This window comes from Amycolatopsis sp. cg5, assembly GCF_041346955.1.
Lineage (GTDB): Bacteria > Actinomycetota > Actinomycetes > Mycobacteriales > Pseudonocardiaceae > Amycolatopsis.
Map to the genome: position 1 here is coordinate 6,811,613 of NZ_CP166849.1, position 14,856 is coordinate 6,826,468.

The window sequence follows — 14,856 nt, forward strand, 5'->3', positions numbered from 1 at the left end:
TGCTCACCCAACAAATATAACCTTAGCCTTATGTTGGATTGCATACAGATCCTTCAGAGCCTGTTGCTTTTTGAACTGGCTCGACATGGCTTGATGATCTTGTTGCACGTGTGGCAAATTGGGATAATTGTTGTGTGGCAAGGGATTATCGGCCGGTTGATCGTGAGCAGGAGTTTCTGTTGCCGCCGTCGATGGCGGACTGGTTGCCGGATGATCATCTGGTGTGGTTCGTGATCGCGGTGGTGGGGCGGCTGGACACGTCGGCGTTTCACGCGACGGCGAAGCGTGGTGGGGTCGGGCGGCGTGGGTATGACCCGGAGATGCTGCTGACGTTGTTCGTGTATGCGATGGCGCATGGGGTGTCCTCGTCGCGGCGGATCGAGCGGTTGTGCCTGACCGATGTGGCGTTCCGGATCATCTGCGCGCAGGACATCCCGGATCACACGGTGCTGGCCCGGTTCCGCCAGCGTCACGAGGCGGCGCTGACGGATCTGCTGACCGAGTCGCTGGTGCTGGCCGCCGAACTGGGGATGGTGTCGCTGGGGGTGGTCGCGTTCGACGGCACCAAGATCGCCGCCAACGCGAGTAAGGACGCCAACCGCACCGAGGCTCACCTGCGGAAACTGGCCGAGAAGTTCGTTGAGGAGACCGCGCAGACCGACGCGGCCGACGACGCCCGCTTCGGCGCCGACCGGCGCGGCGACGAACCACCACCGGACCTGCGTGACCGCACCCGTCGCGGTGAACGGATCACGGCCGCGCTGGAGCAGATCCAGTCCCGTCGCGACGCGGCCGAGCAGGCCGGCGAGGGGCGGGCTGAGATCGCGCGGGCCTATGACGCCGCGGTCGCCGCCGGCCTCACCCGTGGCGGGGCCCCGCCGCGAGGCGCGGACCGGGTCGCGGTGGCCCGAGCACGCCTGGACCGGGAGCGAGCCACAGCGGTGTCCCGCTGGGAGGCCTGGCACGCCCAGATGCGATCCGGCGGCGGGCGCCGCCCGTCGGGGAAAGCAGCGGTGCCGCCGGAGGATCACAGCAGGGTCCGGCGGGCCCGCGCCGCCTATGAGGCCGCGCTCTCCCGCGCTGAACAGGCCGCCGCCACCGCGAAATCCCAGACGCAGACCGACAAGTTCGTGGCGAACACGACCGACCCGCAATCACGGCTGCTCAAGACCCGCAACGGCTGGGTCCAGGGCTACAACTGCCAGACCGCGGTCAGCGACGACGAATTCCTCGTGTCCGCCCGCGCCACCCAGGACACCAACGACCTCGACCAGTTCGTGCCCACCGCCGATGATGTCCTCGCCACCGCCGGGAAGCTGGCCCGGCGCACCGGCCGCGGTGACCTCACCGTCGGCGTGATGATCGGCGACGCGGCTACGACTCGACCGCCAACCTTGAGACCGCGGGCCCGGACCGTCTCATCGCCGATGCCAAAGGCCGCACCGTGAACACTCGAGCCGCCACCGACCCGGCCACCGGCGACCCACCCAAGAACGCCACCGCGCGGGAGAAGATGAACCACCGGCTACGCACCGCAGAAGGCGTGACCCTCTACCGACGACGCGGCGCGATGATCGAAGCACCCAACGCCTGGCTCAAAGACCGCCGCGGGCTCACCCGCTTCGCCCGCCGAGGACTCACCGCCGCCCAAGCCGAACTCTCCCTCGCCGCCGCAGTCACCAACCTGCTCAAACTCTGGACCAAGGGCATCACCACCGCCCAGATCCGCACCACCTGAACCCCACCCCGGCCCGGCCCGGTGGCCAAGCCAGAGACCGGACGATGCCGAAGACACCACAACAGCAAAAAGCAACAGGCTCTTCACCGTCGCCGAACGATCACACATCGCGCATGACCGTCCAGATCGACCGACGGCTCTTCACTCACAACGGCCACAGCCAAGAGTTGCCGCCGCTAGGGTGACCGCGTGATTCCCTTGCCAGCCGGTGGATCTTGACCGCCCGAGCCTGGGCGGCCGTACTCGTCCGAGGTACGGCCACACGACCGGGCGCGCTCGTAGAACTAGTGGGCCTGCTGCTCTGGCTTCTGCTCTTCACACGTCTGCACGCCGCCGTGGGCACGGACAGCGCGGCCGCCACGGCGAACGCGCTGGCTCTGCAGTCCGCGGAACACGCCATGCACATCGACATCGAGTTGGGCATGAACGCCTGGCTGACCGGGCATCCGGTGGCCGGCCACCTGGCGGTGTACCTCTACCGCCTCTATTACGTCGTGATCGTCGGCGTACTGGTGTGGGTGTTCATCCGGCACGCCGACGTCTACCGGCGGATCCGCCGGGCACTGGTCGCGATGACGGTCCTCGTGCTCCCGGTCTACTGGGCGGTGCCGATGTCGCCGCCGCGGTTCGCGCTGCCGGGAACCGTCGACATCGTTGCCCTGTATGACATCCTCGGCCACAGCTCTCGGGATCTCGGCAACGGGCAGAACCACTTTTCGGCGATGCCGAGCCTGCACGTGGGCTGGGCGCTCTGGTGCGCGTACGCCGGGTGGTCCGCACTCCGGACCACCCGGCCACGCCTCGCACTGCTGCCGTGGATCTTCCCGATCCTCATGACGGCGGACGTGTTCGCCACGGGAAACCATTACGTGCTCGACGTCGTCGGCAGCGTCGTGCTGGTGTCCGCGGCGATCGGCGTCGCGTCACTGCTCGGCCGATGGCGTCTTACTTCAAGAAGTGCAGGCAGAGAGTGAACTTGCTGCTCCCCTGGTACTGCTCGTAGTAGCCGTCAGCGTCGCTGAACGCCCGGCAGCCCGTCTCACCGACGGCGCTGTTGACCTTGCCCACGACCTTGGCGTCGGCGTCCGGCCCACCGCAGTCGACCACCTTGACATCCGGGTTGCTGTCCTCGACCCCCGCGACGGCCGTGTGCGAGTTGTGCACGCAGTCGCCGACCGCGGCGTACGCGGCATCGTGCTTCACGCTGTAGACGATCGCGAAGACCACCAGCGCCGGAACCAGGAACCCGACGACGGCGAACCGCAGGAAGAGCGGCCTTCCCGGATCCATCGGCCGCGAGGGCGCGCCAGGCGCGGGCTCGGCGAGCTTGTTGATCTTCGCGCGCTGCGGAAGATTCATCAGCATGGTGATCGGGTTGATCACCATCGACGCGAGTCCCCACCAGCCCTGCCACAGGCTTTTCGCGACCATGCCGCGATGCGTGGCGACACCGCAGCTGCGGCAGAAAGGCCCTTCGAGCTTCAGGAACCTCATGACGAAGAGGAAACCCTGATGCCCGCGGAAGGTCGCCATCGCGGCGGGAACGGAGCCGCAGAAACGGCAGGACATGCCGCCATATCCCGGATACTGGGGCAGCTGCTGATTCTGCGGCGGCGCAGCCCAGACGGAATCGGGCGCGGTGTTTTCACGCATCGGCGAAGACGGAGTAGACACAGGAATCCCCCAGAACGAATCCGAATCGGTTCAATGAATGCGTCCCCCGACGACGCGGCACAGCATAGCCGACACCGGCACCGACCCCAACTCGTTAGCCGAACCGTCCCATTTACTACTTATTGTCGGCTTCAGTCCGCCCTTCTCCCCGACGGTAAGATCGCCAGACCGACGGTTCACCTATTCTTGGCGAGCCCTGACAGCCGAGGGAAACTTCCACCGTTGCCGTCCTACCTCCGGCGTAACCCGGCGACCGCCGCGTACCTCGCCTTCCTGTTGCTAGGCCACGTGGTGATCGGCCAGGCACTGTCGCCGGATCGAGCGGACGACGTGCACCAGTGGATCAGCACCAACCTCAAGAACCTCGGCGCGCACCCGATCGGCGCGCTGATCGGCAGCCTCCTGTTCATGAACGGCACGCTCACCCAGTTCTGGACGCTGGAATTCGTCGGCACCGTGATCACCCTCGGCATCGGAGTCGGCTGGGCATTGGCCCGGCTCGAACGCCGGCACGGCCCGGTCCGGGCGTTCGGCGCCTTTCTGCTCGGGCACGTCGGGGCGACCTTGCTCACCGCCCCGTTCATCGCCTACGCCATCCACCGCGGGTGGTATCCGGACAGCGTGCGCACCGACCTCGATTACGGCATCAGCTACGGCACCCAAGCGGCATTGGCCGCCGCGACCTTCAGCCTGCCGAAGCGCGCCCGCGTCTTCTGGACGATATTCGCGCTCGCTTGGCCGTTGGGCGGGGCGGAATTCTTCGGACCGGTGCCGGATTTCAACACCATCGGCCATCTCGTAGCCGCCGCATTCGGCTTCATGATCGGGATGGCACTACTCCGCCAAAAAACGCGAGTAACGGAATTGGATTAGTGAGCGGAAACCCAAATGTGACGTGGCGAGCCTGAGCGTCGCGTAGTTGCGACTCCGCGTTCGAAGGCCGCAAGTCGCCTCAGTCGCGCTGAGAATCAGCGGCCGCAGGCTGACGGAGTTGCTTTTGGGACACTTGACGACCCAAAAGCAACTCCGTCGACCCAGCTCGCCGACTCCTCGATCACGCCACCTTGGACCTACCGCTCAAATAACCGGCGAAACCCTTCTTTGACTGCCTCATACGTGTCAGGGGTGTGGTCCGGCGCGGGTGAGGGCCTACTTCACTTGGATCCGCGAGGTGAGGGCCTAGTTCGACCGTATATACAGGTAAGGGAGGCCCTCACCCGCTTGCCCCGAGTGAGGGAGGCCCTCACCGGAGCCGGCCGCAGCCGAGCAAACGAGACGCGCCACGTTTGCCCTTCCGCGACTAATTCTGCTCGGCGGCGAGCTGCCCGCATGCCGCGGCGATCTCCTGACCACGGGTATCGCGGACCGGTGCAAGTGACCCCGCCGGCGTTGACCAGGCGCACGAATTCGCGCTCGTGGCGCCAGCCCGGCCGAAATGGCCGATCACGCTACATCTGGAGCGGCCGAGGAGAATCAGCCAAATTCCTCCAGGCCAGCCTCAGCCAAATAGTAGCCAGGCTCGGCAACCAGTACAGAATCAAAGAATTCTGGAAGGACTGGACCAGCAAATTCAGGCCCGCCTGTCCTGTTGAACCCGATCGTAACATCAGGACGATATCCGCAGGCGACTTGAAAATGTCGATTCCTCGCCAAACAACCGAAGCTGGAGACTCTCCCAGAGGACGCCACACTTCAATTGCCGTAACGGACGATCCATCCTCAAAATGAGCGAATACGTCGTATGCGAGCAGAGGATCTCGCACGCGAAGCCCTGGGGTGATCCCGCCCACTACGTCTTCAGGCAAACCCCAGCGCCCCATAGCATTGCGAGCCTCCTCGATACCCATGCCGATAAGAACGGGCGCTACACCGCGAGGCGGATCAAGGTCGAAGATCATAAGCTTGCTTCTTGATCCTCCCTGCCGAATGAAACCCACGCCGGTCCTGTTCAAGCTCGACCCTGCGACAAGGGAGCACTTACGACGGCCGCGACTTGGCGATCAGCCCTCTTCAGCCGCGAGCTGCCCACAGGCAGCCGCGATCTCCTGACCACGCGTGTCCCGAACCGTGCAAGCCACACCACCGGCATTCACCAAGCGCACGAACTCACGCTCCACCGGCTTCGGCGACGCATCCCACTTCGAACCCGGAGTCGGGTTCAACGGAATCACGTTCACATGCACCAAATGCCCAAGATGCTTCCGCAGCACCTTCGCCAAAAGCTCCGCACGCCAAGGCTGATCATTGATGTCCCGAATCAGCGCGTACTCAATGGAAACCCGCCGACCGGAAACATCCGCGTAGTACCGAGCCGCCGACAGAACCTCATCAACCGACCACCGGTTGTTCACCGGCACCAACGTGTCCCGCAGCTCGTCATCCGGCGTGTGCAACGAAACCGCCAGACGAACCTGCATCTTCTCGTCCGCCAGCTTCCGGATCGCCGGAGCCAGACCCACCGTCGACACCGTCACCGAACGCTGAGAAATCCCCAGCCCCTCAGGCGCCGGATCCGTGATCCGCCGAACCGCCGCCACCACACGCTTGTAGTTGGCCAGCGGCTCACCCATGCCCATGAAGACGATGTTCGACAGGCGGCCGGGACCGCCCGCCATCGTGCCGTCGCGCATGACCGCGGCGGCCGAGCGGACCTGGTCGACGATCTCGGCCGTGGAGAGGTTGCGGTCGAGGCCGCCTTGGCCGGTCGCACAGAAGGGGCAGGCCATGCCGCAGCCGGCCTGGCTGGAGATGCACAGGGTCGCGCGGTCGGGGTAGCGCATGAGGACGCTCTCGAGCAGCGTGCGGTCGTGCGCGCGCCAGAGGGTCTTGCGGGTGGCTCCGTCGTCGCAGGCGAGTGCGCGGATCTCGGTGAGCAGGGGCGGCATGAGCTCGTCGACCAGGCGCTGCCTGGAGGCCGCCGGGATGTCGGTCATCTCGTCGGGGTCGACGGTGAGCCGGGAGAAGTAGTGGTTCGAAAGCTGCTTCGCGCGGAACGGCTTTTCGCCGAGCGCGACGACGGCCTCGGCTCGTTCGGCGGCGGTGAGGTCGGCAAGGTGGCGCGGCGGGAGGCCGCGCTTGGGCGCGTCGAAGACGAGAGGGAGGGCAGTCATAGCAGGTCAAGTGTCCCATGGAAGCCGTTGAGAGCCACATCACGCCCCCATGGTTGCCAAACGACAGTTACCGATATATCGTGAACGTGTCGGAACAGTTCGTTAGACATCGATAAGGAGAAAGATCATGAGAGGACGACGACACTTCCCGCCGCCGCACGTTCGCGAGGCCTTCGGCCCGTTCGGCGGACGCGGTGGCTTCGGGGAATTTCCCGCAGGCTGGGGTCCCGGACCCCGTGGGCACGGTCGTGGCCGTGGCGGGCCGGGCAGGCGAGGCAGGCGCGGTGACGTCCGCGCGGCGATCCTCGCCCTGCTGGCCGAACAGCCTCGGCACGGCTACGAGATCATCGGCGAGATCAGCGAGCGCAGTGGCGGATTCTGGAAGCCGAGCCCCGGCTCCATCTACCCGACACTGCAGCTGATGGCCGACGAAGGACTGGTGACCAGCCGCGAAGACAGCGGCAAGCGCCTGTTCGAACTCACCGAAGAGGGCCGCTCGGCCGCCGAGCAGCAGGACGCGGTGCCGCCGTGGGAGCACATCGCCCACGAGGTCGACCCGGTCGAGGTCAACCTCCGCAAGGCGGGCATGACCTTGATGGCCGCGGCCGTCCAGGTCGCGCAGGCCGGTTCACCGGCTCAGAAGGCGAAAGCCATCGAGGTGATGAACGAGGCCAGGCGCGCGCTCTACGGCATCCTCGGCGCGGCGGACGACGAATCCGAAGCCGAAGCCGAGTGACGCGGGAGGACGAGGCCGGTGGGCTTTCGCCGCACATGCACGCGATAGCTCACCGGCAGCGTCACCGGGCCGCTCGAATCGTTGGCCCGTAATACCTCCGCGATCGCACGTTCGGCGACGGCCGCGCTGAACTCGATCTTGAGCACGGCCTTCATGTCCTCGGCGTCGTCGAAGCGCCAGCGGGTTTCCACCCGGCGGCAGCCGAAACCGGCCGCCTCGAAGAAGCGCTCGACGGCCACCGGGTCGTAGTCGGGCAGGTCCGCCCGCATCCAGTCGCCGTAGGGGGCACGGCTGACATCCAGGTCGACGATGGCGAACACGCCACCCGGCCGCAGCACCCGCTCCGCCTCCAGCAGCCCCGGATCGCAACCGGGGCCGAAGAAGTACGCCGTCCGCGCGTGCACGACGTCGACGCTCGCGTCGGCCACCGGCAGCGCCTGGGCGCACCCGCGGAGCACATTCACCGAGGCGAGTTCCCTCACCCGCGCCAAGGCGCGCTCGACGAGCGGCTCGTGTGGCTCGACCCCCAGCACCGACTTGGCCCCTTCGGCGAACCGCGGCAGATGGAAGCCGTCGCCGCAGCCGACGTCGAGCACGTCCTTGCCCTGCCACCCGGCGGATTCCGCCAGCACCCGCCAGATCTCCCCGTCCACGTCCTGCGCGCGGTTCTCGATCTCGTAGGCCTTCGGGTAGTACCAGATATTCGGGCTCGGCAAGACATCCGCCTTGCGCGAGGAGCGCGAAGACGGGGTGGGACGGGTGAACCAGCGCACGGAAGCTCCAACGTAGCCAGGCGGCCAGGTAGTTCCGCTTGGGTTGCGATCATCATATTTCGGTCCGGAGAACGCGAGGTCAGCCCGTAGAATCGTGCTTTGGGATCTGCGAGGGAGATCAGCATGTCGCTCAGTTCTCCGTCCGTGCCACGCGTCCTGCCGTCCGGCATCCCCTGCTGGATCGAGCTCACCACCACCGACGAAGCACGGGCTCAGCACTTCTACAGCAACCTTTTCGGCTGGCAGTACGCGACGAACCGCGACCCGGCGACCCCGACGAGGCGCTACTCGATCGCCTCGCTGAACGGCGTGGCGGTGGGCGGCCTGTACACCGGCGCGAGAAACCAGCCGCCCGGCTGGACCGTGCATTTGTCCGTGCAGCACACGGCGAGTGCGGCCGAATGGGTGACCGAGCTGGGCGGGAAAGTCACGCTCGGGCCGATCGCCATCCCGCACCGCGGCAGCATTCTGCACGCGATCGACGCCAGCGGCGCGCCCGTGGTGTTCTGGGAACCGGACGAGAGCTGGGAATTCGGCACCGGCGTCGCGAACACGTTCAGCGGCGCCGACCTCAACGTGCACGACGGTGAGGCGGCCGATCACTTCTACTGCAGGCTCTTCAACTACCAGAGCCATCAGATCGGCGACGCGGAAACCGTCGACTACGCCGAATGGTGCATCGAGCACGAGCCGGTGCTGTACCGGTACGTGATGGGCCGCGAATATCTGCCGACCACACCGCCGCACTGGATGGTCTACATCAAGGTCGATCCCGCGAAGGGCACCGACGCCGTCGCCGGTCAGGCGCTGCTGCACGGCGGGACCGTCGTGATCGAGCCGTACGACACCCCGTTCGGCAGAGTGGCGATCCTGGCCGATCCCGACGGCGCCGTCTTCGCGATCATCGACCACGAGTACATCGCCGACAACGTGGGCCGCGCCGAAGTCGACGACCCGTACGACGACTAGACCGGAACGAAGGCGCTCAGCAGCAGCCAGGACACGACCGCGGAAGGCAGGAGCGAGTCGAGCCGGTCCATGATGCCGCCATGGCCCGGCAAGAGGTTGCCCATGTCCTTGATGCCGAGGTCGCGCTTGATCAGCGACTCGACGAGGTCTCCGAGCGTCGCGACGAGCACGATCGCGATGCCGTAGAGCACGCCCTGCCAGACGTGGCCTTCGACGAGCAGCGTCAGCGTCAGCGCGCCCGCGACGATGCCCGCGATCACCGAGCCAGCGAAGCCTTCCCAGGTCTTCTTCGGGCTGATGCTCGGCGCCATCGGGTGCTTGCCGCGCAGGACACCGGCGGCGTACCCGCCGGTGTCCGAAGCGACGACACCGATCATGAACACCAGCACCCGGCCGGGGCCGTCGGCGGGCGGCACGAGCATCGCGGCGAACGCGCCGAACAGCGGCAGGTAGGCCGCCGCGAAGATCGTCGCCGTGACGTCGCGCAGATAGCCCTCGGCACCGCCGGGCAGCCGCCAGACGAGGCAGGCCAGCACGGTCAGCACGAACGCGATGAGCGCGCCGCGCAACCCGAACGGCCAGGCCAGCCAGATCATCGCCTGGCCACCGGCGAGCACCGGGACCAGCGCGACCTGGATGCCGGCGGCGCGCTTGAACGCGCCTGCCAGCTCGATCGTGCCGACCGCGATCGCGGCGGCGATGATCGCGATGAACAGGTACTTCACGGTGAACAGCGACGCGACGATCGCGGCACCCAACAGCAAACCGACGCCGATGGCCGCGGGCAGGTTACGACCCGCCCGCGACGGCTTCTTGGCGTCCTGCGCCGGTTCGGGCGCCACGACCGTTTCCTCGCGTTCCTCGCTCACCTGTGCCATCAGACCTCGAGCAACTCGGCTTCCTTGTGCTTGACCAGCTCGTCGACCTGGTGGGAGTACTGGTCGGTCAGGTTCTGGAGTTCCTTCTCGGCGCGCACGACGTCGTCCTCGCCCGCTTCGCCGTCCTTCTGGATCTTGTCGAGCGCGTCCTTGGCCTTGCGGCGGACACTGCGGATGGAGACGCGCGCGTCCTCACCCTTGCTCTTGACGACCTTCACCATGTCCTTGCGGCGCTCTTCGGTGAGCTGCGGGATCACGATGCGGATGATGCTGCCGTCGTTGCTCGGGTTCACCGCGAGGTCGGACTCGCGGATCGCCTTCTCGATGGCGGCGAGCTGGGTCACGTCGTAGGGCTTGACGATCACCATGCGGGCCTCGGGGATGGTCACACCCGCGAGCTGGTTCAGCGGGGTCGGCGCGCCGTAGTAGTCGACGACGATCCGCGAGAACATCGACGGGTTCGCCCGCCCGGTGCGCACCGAAGCGAGGTCCTCCTTCGCGACGCTCACCGCTTTTTCCATCTTCTCCTCGGCGTCGAGGAGGGTCTCGTCGATCACGGCAACTCCCGTAGTTGTGAATGGTGTGACGCTGCTAGCTGATACCGGCCGGTGCCTCAGTCCCCTGGAGTACTGACCAGAGTGCCGATTCTTTCACCACTCACCGCGCGGGCGATGTTCCCCTCGGTGAGGAGGTTGAACACGATGATCGGCATGTTGTTGTCCATGCACAGGGTGAACGCGGTGGCGTCCGCGACCTTGAGGTCCCGCTCCAGCACCTCGCGGTGCGTGATCTCGTGGAACATCTCCGCGCTGGGGTCGCTCTTCGGGTCGGCGGTGAACACGCCGTCGACGGCCTTGGCCATCAGCACGGCCTCACAGCCGATCTCGAGCGCGCGCTGCGCGGCGGCGGTGTCGGTGGAGAAGTACGGCATGCCGACACCGGCGGCGAAGATGACCACACGGCCCTTCTCCAGGTGCCGCTCGGCGCGCCGCGGGATGTAGGCCTCGGCGACCTGGCCCATCGTGATGGCGCTCTGCACTCGGGTGGGCAGGCCCTCCTTCTCGAGGAAGTCCTGCAGCGCGAGGCAGTTCATCACGGTGCCCAGCATCGCCATGTAGTCGGCGCGGTCGCGGTCCATGCCGCGCTCGGAGAGCTCGGCGCCGCGGAAGTAGTTGCCACCGCCGATGACGACGGCGATCTGCACCCCGGTCCGCGCGACCTCGGCGATCTGCCGGGCGACCGAGTGCACGACGTCGGGGTCGACCCCGATGGAGCCGCCGCCGAACATCTCACCGCCGAGCTTCAGCAGTACTCGCCGATAGCCGCCGTTGACCCGGTCACTCATCTTCGGTTTCGCTCCCTAGAGGCGCTGTATTTCGTCTGGACCCGACTGTGCCCCGTCCCCGGCACGGGCGGAGACGGGGCACAGTCGTGAGAACTAGCCGGTTCAGGCCTGGCCGACCTCGAAGCGCGCGAACCGGGTGATGGTGACACCCGCCTCGTCCAGCAGCGCCTTCACGGTCTTCTTGTTGTCCTTGACCGACGGCTGCTCGAGCAGCACGTTGTCCTTGTAGTACGCGTTGACCTTACCCTCGATGATCTTGGGCAGCGCCTGCTCGGGCTTGCCCTCCTCGCGGGCGGTCGCCTCGGCGACGCGACGCTCGTTCTCGACGGTCTCGGCCGGGACCTCTTCGCGGGTCAGGTACTTCGCCTTCAGCGCGGCGACCTGCATCGCGGCGCCACGGGCGGCCTCGACGTCGTCACCGGTGAACTCGACCAGCACGCCGACGGCCGGGGGCAGGTCGGCGCCACGGCGGTGCAGGTAGGTGGCGGTGGTGCCCTCGAAGGACACGACGCGGCGCAGCTCGAGCTTCTCGCCGATCCGCGCGGCCATCTCCTGGACGGTGTCGTTCACGGACTTGCCGTCGAGGTCGGCGGCCTTCAGCTTCTCGACGTCGTCGGTCTTGGCGGCCTTGGCGACCTCGACGATCTTCGCGGCCAGCGCCTGGAAGTCGGCGTTCTTGGCGACGAAGTCGGTCTCGGAGTCGAGCTCGATGAGGACGCCGCCCTCACCGGCGACGAGGCCCTCGGAGGTGGAGCGCTCGGCGCGCTTGCCGACGTCCTTGGCGCCCTTGATGCGCAGGAACTCGACGGCCTTGTCGAAGTCGCCGTCGTTCTCCTCCAGCGCCTTCTTGCAGTTCATCATGCCGGCGCCGGTCAGGTCGCGCAGGCGCTTCACATCTGCGGCGGTGTAGTTCGCCATGGTGCTAAATCCCGTCCTTTTTCAGGGCGTGTGGTTCGGGGGAGGAATGAGAGCCCGCGCGGCCCGAGCGAACTCGGACCGCGCGGGAGCAGCGCATCAGGAAGAGGCGGTGGCGTTCTCGGCCGGCACCTCGGTGGCGGCGGCAGCGGCCTCGGTGGTGTCGGAACCGGCGAGCAGCTCCTTCTCCCACTCGGCCAGCGGCTCGTCGGAGGCGACGCCCGGCTCCGGCTTGTCGGTGCCCGCGTCGGCGGAACCGTTGCGGCTGGAGCGCTGCAGCAGACCGGCGGCGGCGGCCTCGGCCACGACCTTGGTCAGCAGCGCGGCCGAGCGGATCGCGTCGTCGTTACCCGGAATCGGGTAGTCGACCTCGTCCGGGTCGCAGTTGGTGTCGAGGATCGCGACGACCGGGATGTTCAGCTTGCGAGCCTCGCCGACGGCGATGTGCTCCTTCTTGGTGTCGACGATCCACACGATCGAGGGCACCTTGGCCATGTCGCGGATACCGCCGAGGGTCTTCTCGAGCTTGTCCTTCTCACGGGTGAGCGTGAGGATCTCGCGCTTGGTCAGGCCGACGAAGCCGCCGGTCTGCTCCTGCGACTCGAGCTCCTTCAGGCGGAGGAGACGCTTGTGCACGGTCTGGAAGTTGGTCAGCATGCCGCCCAGCCAGCGCTGGTTCACGTAGGGCATGCCCACGCGCGAGGCCTCGGCCGCGATGGCTTCCTGGGCCTGCTTCTTGGTGCCGACGAACATGATCGTGCCACCGTGCGCGACGGTTTCCTTGATGAACTCGTACGCGCGGTCGATGTAGGTCAGCGTCTGCTGCAGGTCGATGATGTAGATGCCGTTGCGCTCGGTGAAGATGTAGCGCTTCATCTTCGGGTTCCACCGACGGGTCTGGTGCCCGAAGTGCACGCCGCTGTCGAGCAGCTGCTTCATGGTGACGACGGCCATAGCCGGAATCGCACCTCTTCTGTGTAGTGCCCGCCGGGCGTCCGCTCCGGCAAGCTGGTTCGGTTTACCGCCGCCGGCCGGGTGGCCGACAGCCCTGGTGCTTGAGCGAGGACCCGAATCCGCTGGTCAGAACCCCACCGGAACCGCCGGGCCTCGTATCTTCCGGCCGTCGCTCACCTCAAGGAGATGAAACAAAAGCGGCCAGAATGTGCACGAGCACGCGAAGTCAGTCCACTCACATGGACTGCGGGAAACAGTCTACTCCGTCACGCGGACACTGTTCCCACCGGCAGTGCGCGCGGCGGTGAGTTGTCCACATCGGGTCTGTTCATCCACAGATTACGCCTGGTCACCCCAAGGATGAGCGGGTGGCGGCAAGCCTGGGGAGATGCACAGATTCCTGCTCGCGCTGGCCGCGTTCGCGGCACTCTTCCAACCCCGTTTCGACTGGCCGCTCTCCCCCGTCCCGACGGTGACCAGGCCTTTCGAGGCACCCGCCGACGCGTACAGCGCGGGCCACCGCGGCGTCGACCTCGCGGCTTCCCCCGGACAGGAGGTACTGGCCGCCGGACCGGGCGTGGTCGTGTTCGCGGGCTCGCTGGCCGGGCGCGGAGTGGTGTCGATCGACCACGACGGCGGGTTCCGCACGACGTACGAGCCGGTGCTGCCCGCCGTGGCCGAGGGCGACCAGGTCCACGGGGGACAGGTGATCGGGACGGTGACTCCCGGGCACCTGGGATGTCCCGTCGAGGCCTGCCTGCACTGGGGCGTCCGCCGCGGCGAGGACTACCTGGATCCGCTGACGCTCGTCCCCGTCCCGCGCACCCGGCTCCGCCTCAAGCCCTGGGACGACCCCGAATCGCCATAACCATCGGCGGATGGGTCAGACGCCGGTTTGCTCGACGAGTTTGGCGCGGAGGCGCATGACGGCTCGGGTGTGGAGCTGGCTGACGCGGGACTCGGTGACGCCGAGGACCTTGCCGATTTCGGCGAGGGTGAGGCTCTCGAAGTAGTAGAGGCTGACGACGATGCGGTCGCGCTCGGTGAGCTGGGAGATGGCGTCGGCGAGCTGGCGGCGGTTGTCCTGGTCGACGAGGACGGCGACCGGGTCGATGGCGTCGTCGTCGGGGAGGGTGTCGACGAGTGAGCCGCTTTCCTTGCCGGCGGCGACGAGGTCTTCGAGCGCGACGACGCTGGTGAGCTGAAGCTGGCCGTAGAGGTCGCGGAGCTCGTCGAGGGTGATGTCGAGCTCGGCGGCCAGTTCGGCGTCGGTCGGGGTGCGGTGCAGGCGGGCGCCGAGGCGTTCGAGGGCGCGCTCGGCCTCGCGGGCGCGGCTGCGCACGACGCGGGGAACCCAGTCCTGCGAACGGAGGTCGTCGAGGATGGCGCCGCGGATGCGCTGCATCGCGTAGGTCTCGAAGCGCAGCCCTCGGGCCGGCTCGAACTTCTCGATCGCGTCGACCAGGCCGAAGATGCCCGATTGCACCAGGTCACCGACGTCGACATGGGTGGGCAACCCGGTGCCGACCCGGCCGGCGACGTACTTGACCAGTGGCGCGTAGTGCAGGACGAGCCGGTCCCGCAGCACCTGCTCCGGGGCGTCGGAGAACTGCTTCCAGAGCGCCTGGATGCCGGAGTCGACGTCGTAGCCCGCGGACTTTTCCCGTGCTTGCCCGGGTACCACGTCATCACCGTCCGAACACGGCTTGCCGTGTTCGACGGTTTCGCTCAGCTGCGGGTCGGCGGTCACCGGACCGCTCTCGC

17 protein-coding genes are annotated in these 14,856 nt (G+C 67.0%); 7 read left to right on the top strand and 10 right to left on the bottom strand.

What is annotated here, in order from left to right:
- Positions 1-134: 134 nt before the first annotated feature.
- The 3 genes from AB5J62_RS30425 (at position 135) to AB5J62_RS30435 (ending at position 2,712) form a co-directional block, all read left to right on the top strand.
- Positions 135-1,448 (top strand): transposase, encoded by a 1,314-nt coding sequence (locus AB5J62_RS30425; RefSeq protein ID WP_370943400.1) that lies wholly within the window; start codon positions 135-137, stop codon positions 1,446-1,448.
- Positions 1,445-1,738: a transposase gene (locus tag AB5J62_RS30430; protein ID WP_370943401.1), complete on the top strand. Its 294-nt coding sequence runs from the start codon at positions 1,445-1,447 to the stop codon at positions 1,736-1,738. The genes AB5J62_RS30425 and AB5J62_RS30430 overlap by 4 nt, the downstream gene beginning before the upstream one ends.
- A gap of 287 nt (positions 1,739-2,025) precedes the next feature.
- Positions 2,026-2,712: a phosphatase PAP2 family protein gene (locus tag AB5J62_RS30435; protein ID WP_370943402.1), complete on the top strand. Its 687-nt coding sequence runs from the start codon at positions 2,026-2,028 to the stop codon at positions 2,710-2,712.
- Here the strand turns inward: AB5J62_RS30435 and AB5J62_RS30440 are convergent.
- Positions 2,684-3,391, bottom strand: a complete 708-nt coding sequence (locus tag AB5J62_RS30440; RefSeq protein ID WP_370943403.1) for a hypothetical protein — start codon at positions 3,389-3,391, stop codon at positions 2,684-2,686. The genes AB5J62_RS30435 and AB5J62_RS30440 overlap by 29 nt on opposite strands.
- 243 nt (positions 3,392-3,634) lie before the next feature.
- On the opposite strand from AB5J62_RS30440, the gene AB5J62_RS30445 reads away from it, so the two are divergent.
- Positions 3,635-4,285 carry a rhomboid-like protein gene (locus tag AB5J62_RS30445; protein WP_370943404.1) on the top strand — a complete coding sequence of 217 codons (651 nt, stop codon included), beginning with the start codon at positions 3,635-3,637 and terminating at the stop codon, positions 4,283-4,285.
- Between the two features lie 575 nt (positions 4,286-4,860).
- Here the strand turns inward: AB5J62_RS30445 and AB5J62_RS30450 are convergent.
- Complete coding sequence (locus tag AB5J62_RS30450; protein WP_370943405.1) at positions 4,861-5,310, bottom strand: hypothetical protein; 450 nt, start codon at positions 5,308-5,310, stop codon at positions 4,861-4,863.
- 102 nt (positions 5,311-5,412) lie between these two features.
- A complete protein-coding gene (gene rlmN / locus AB5J62_RS30455) occupies positions 5,413-6,522 on the bottom strand; it encodes a 23S rRNA (adenine(2503)-C(2))-methyltransferase RlmN (protein WP_370943406.1) in 1,110 nt (369 codons plus the stop codon).
- A 127-nt stretch (positions 6,523-6,649) separates the two neighbouring features.
- Between rlmN and AB5J62_RS30460 the strand changes: the two genes are divergently transcribed.
- Entirely contained in the window at positions 6,650-7,258 is a 609-nt protein-coding gene (locus AB5J62_RS30460) for a PadR family transcriptional regulator (RefSeq protein WP_370943407.1), read from the top strand.
- On the opposite strand, the gene AB5J62_RS30465 is transcribed toward AB5J62_RS30460, so the two are convergent.
- Complete coding sequence (locus AB5J62_RS30465; protein ID WP_370943408.1) at positions 7,207-8,031, bottom strand: class I SAM-dependent methyltransferase; 825 nt, start codon at positions 8,029-8,031, stop codon at positions 7,207-7,209. The genes AB5J62_RS30460 and AB5J62_RS30465 overlap by 52 nt on opposite strands.
- A gap of 123 nt (positions 8,032-8,154) precedes the next feature.
- On the opposite strand from AB5J62_RS30465, the gene AB5J62_RS30470 reads away from it, so the two are divergent.
- Positions 8,155-9,000, top strand: a complete 846-nt coding sequence (locus AB5J62_RS30470; RefSeq protein ID WP_370943409.1) for a VOC family protein — start codon at positions 8,155-8,157, stop codon at positions 8,998-9,000.
- Here AB5J62_RS30470 and AB5J62_RS30475 read toward each other — a convergent pair.
- The 5 genes from AB5J62_RS30475 to rpsB form a co-directional block, all read right to left on the bottom strand.
- On the bottom strand, positions 8,997-9,878 hold the full coding sequence (locus AB5J62_RS30475) for a phosphatidate cytidylyltransferase (RefSeq protein ID WP_370943410.1): 882 nt from the start codon (positions 9,876-9,878) through the stop codon (positions 8,997-8,999). The two genes, AB5J62_RS30470 and AB5J62_RS30475, sit on opposite strands and share 4 nt — an antisense overlap.
- Positions 9,878-10,435 (bottom strand): ribosome recycling factor, encoded by a 558-nt coding sequence (gene frr / locus AB5J62_RS30480; RefSeq protein ID WP_370943411.1) that lies wholly within the window; start codon positions 10,433-10,435, stop codon positions 9,878-9,880. Before frr ends, AB5J62_RS30475 begins: the two co-directional genes overlap by 1 nt.
- Before the next feature lie 56 nt (positions 10,436-10,491).
- Positions 10,492-11,223, bottom strand: a complete 732-nt coding sequence (gene pyrH / locus AB5J62_RS30485) for a UMP kinase (protein ID WP_370943412.1) — start codon at positions 11,221-11,223, stop codon at positions 10,492-10,494.
- Positions 11,224-11,325: 102 nt separating this feature from the next.
- Positions 11,326-12,141, bottom strand: a complete 816-nt coding sequence (tsf, locus tag AB5J62_RS30490) for a translation elongation factor Ts (RefSeq protein ID WP_370943413.1) — start codon at positions 12,139-12,141, stop codon at positions 11,326-11,328.
- Positions 12,142-12,237: 96 nt separating this feature from the next.
- Positions 12,238-13,092 carry a 30S ribosomal protein S2 gene (gene rpsB, locus AB5J62_RS30495; RefSeq protein ID WP_370943415.1) on the bottom strand — a complete coding sequence of 285 codons (855 nt, stop codon included), beginning with the start codon at positions 13,090-13,092 and terminating at the stop codon, positions 12,238-12,240.
- A 388-nt stretch (positions 13,093-13,480) separates the two neighbouring features.
- On the opposite strand from rpsB, the gene AB5J62_RS30500 reads away from it, so the two are divergent.
- Positions 13,481-13,960 carry a M23 family metallopeptidase gene (locus tag AB5J62_RS30500; RefSeq protein WP_370943416.1) on the top strand — a complete coding sequence of 160 codons (480 nt, stop codon included), beginning with the start codon at positions 13,481-13,483 and terminating at the stop codon, positions 13,958-13,960.
- Between the two features lie 15 nt (positions 13,961-13,975).
- On the opposite strand, the gene AB5J62_RS30505 is transcribed toward AB5J62_RS30500, so the two are convergent.
- Positions 13,976-14,776: a FliA/WhiG family RNA polymerase sigma factor gene (locus AB5J62_RS30505; protein WP_370950384.1), complete on the bottom strand. Its 801-nt coding sequence runs from the start codon at positions 14,774-14,776 to the stop codon at positions 13,976-13,978.
- Between the last annotated feature and the right edge of the window lie 80 nt (positions 14,777-14,856).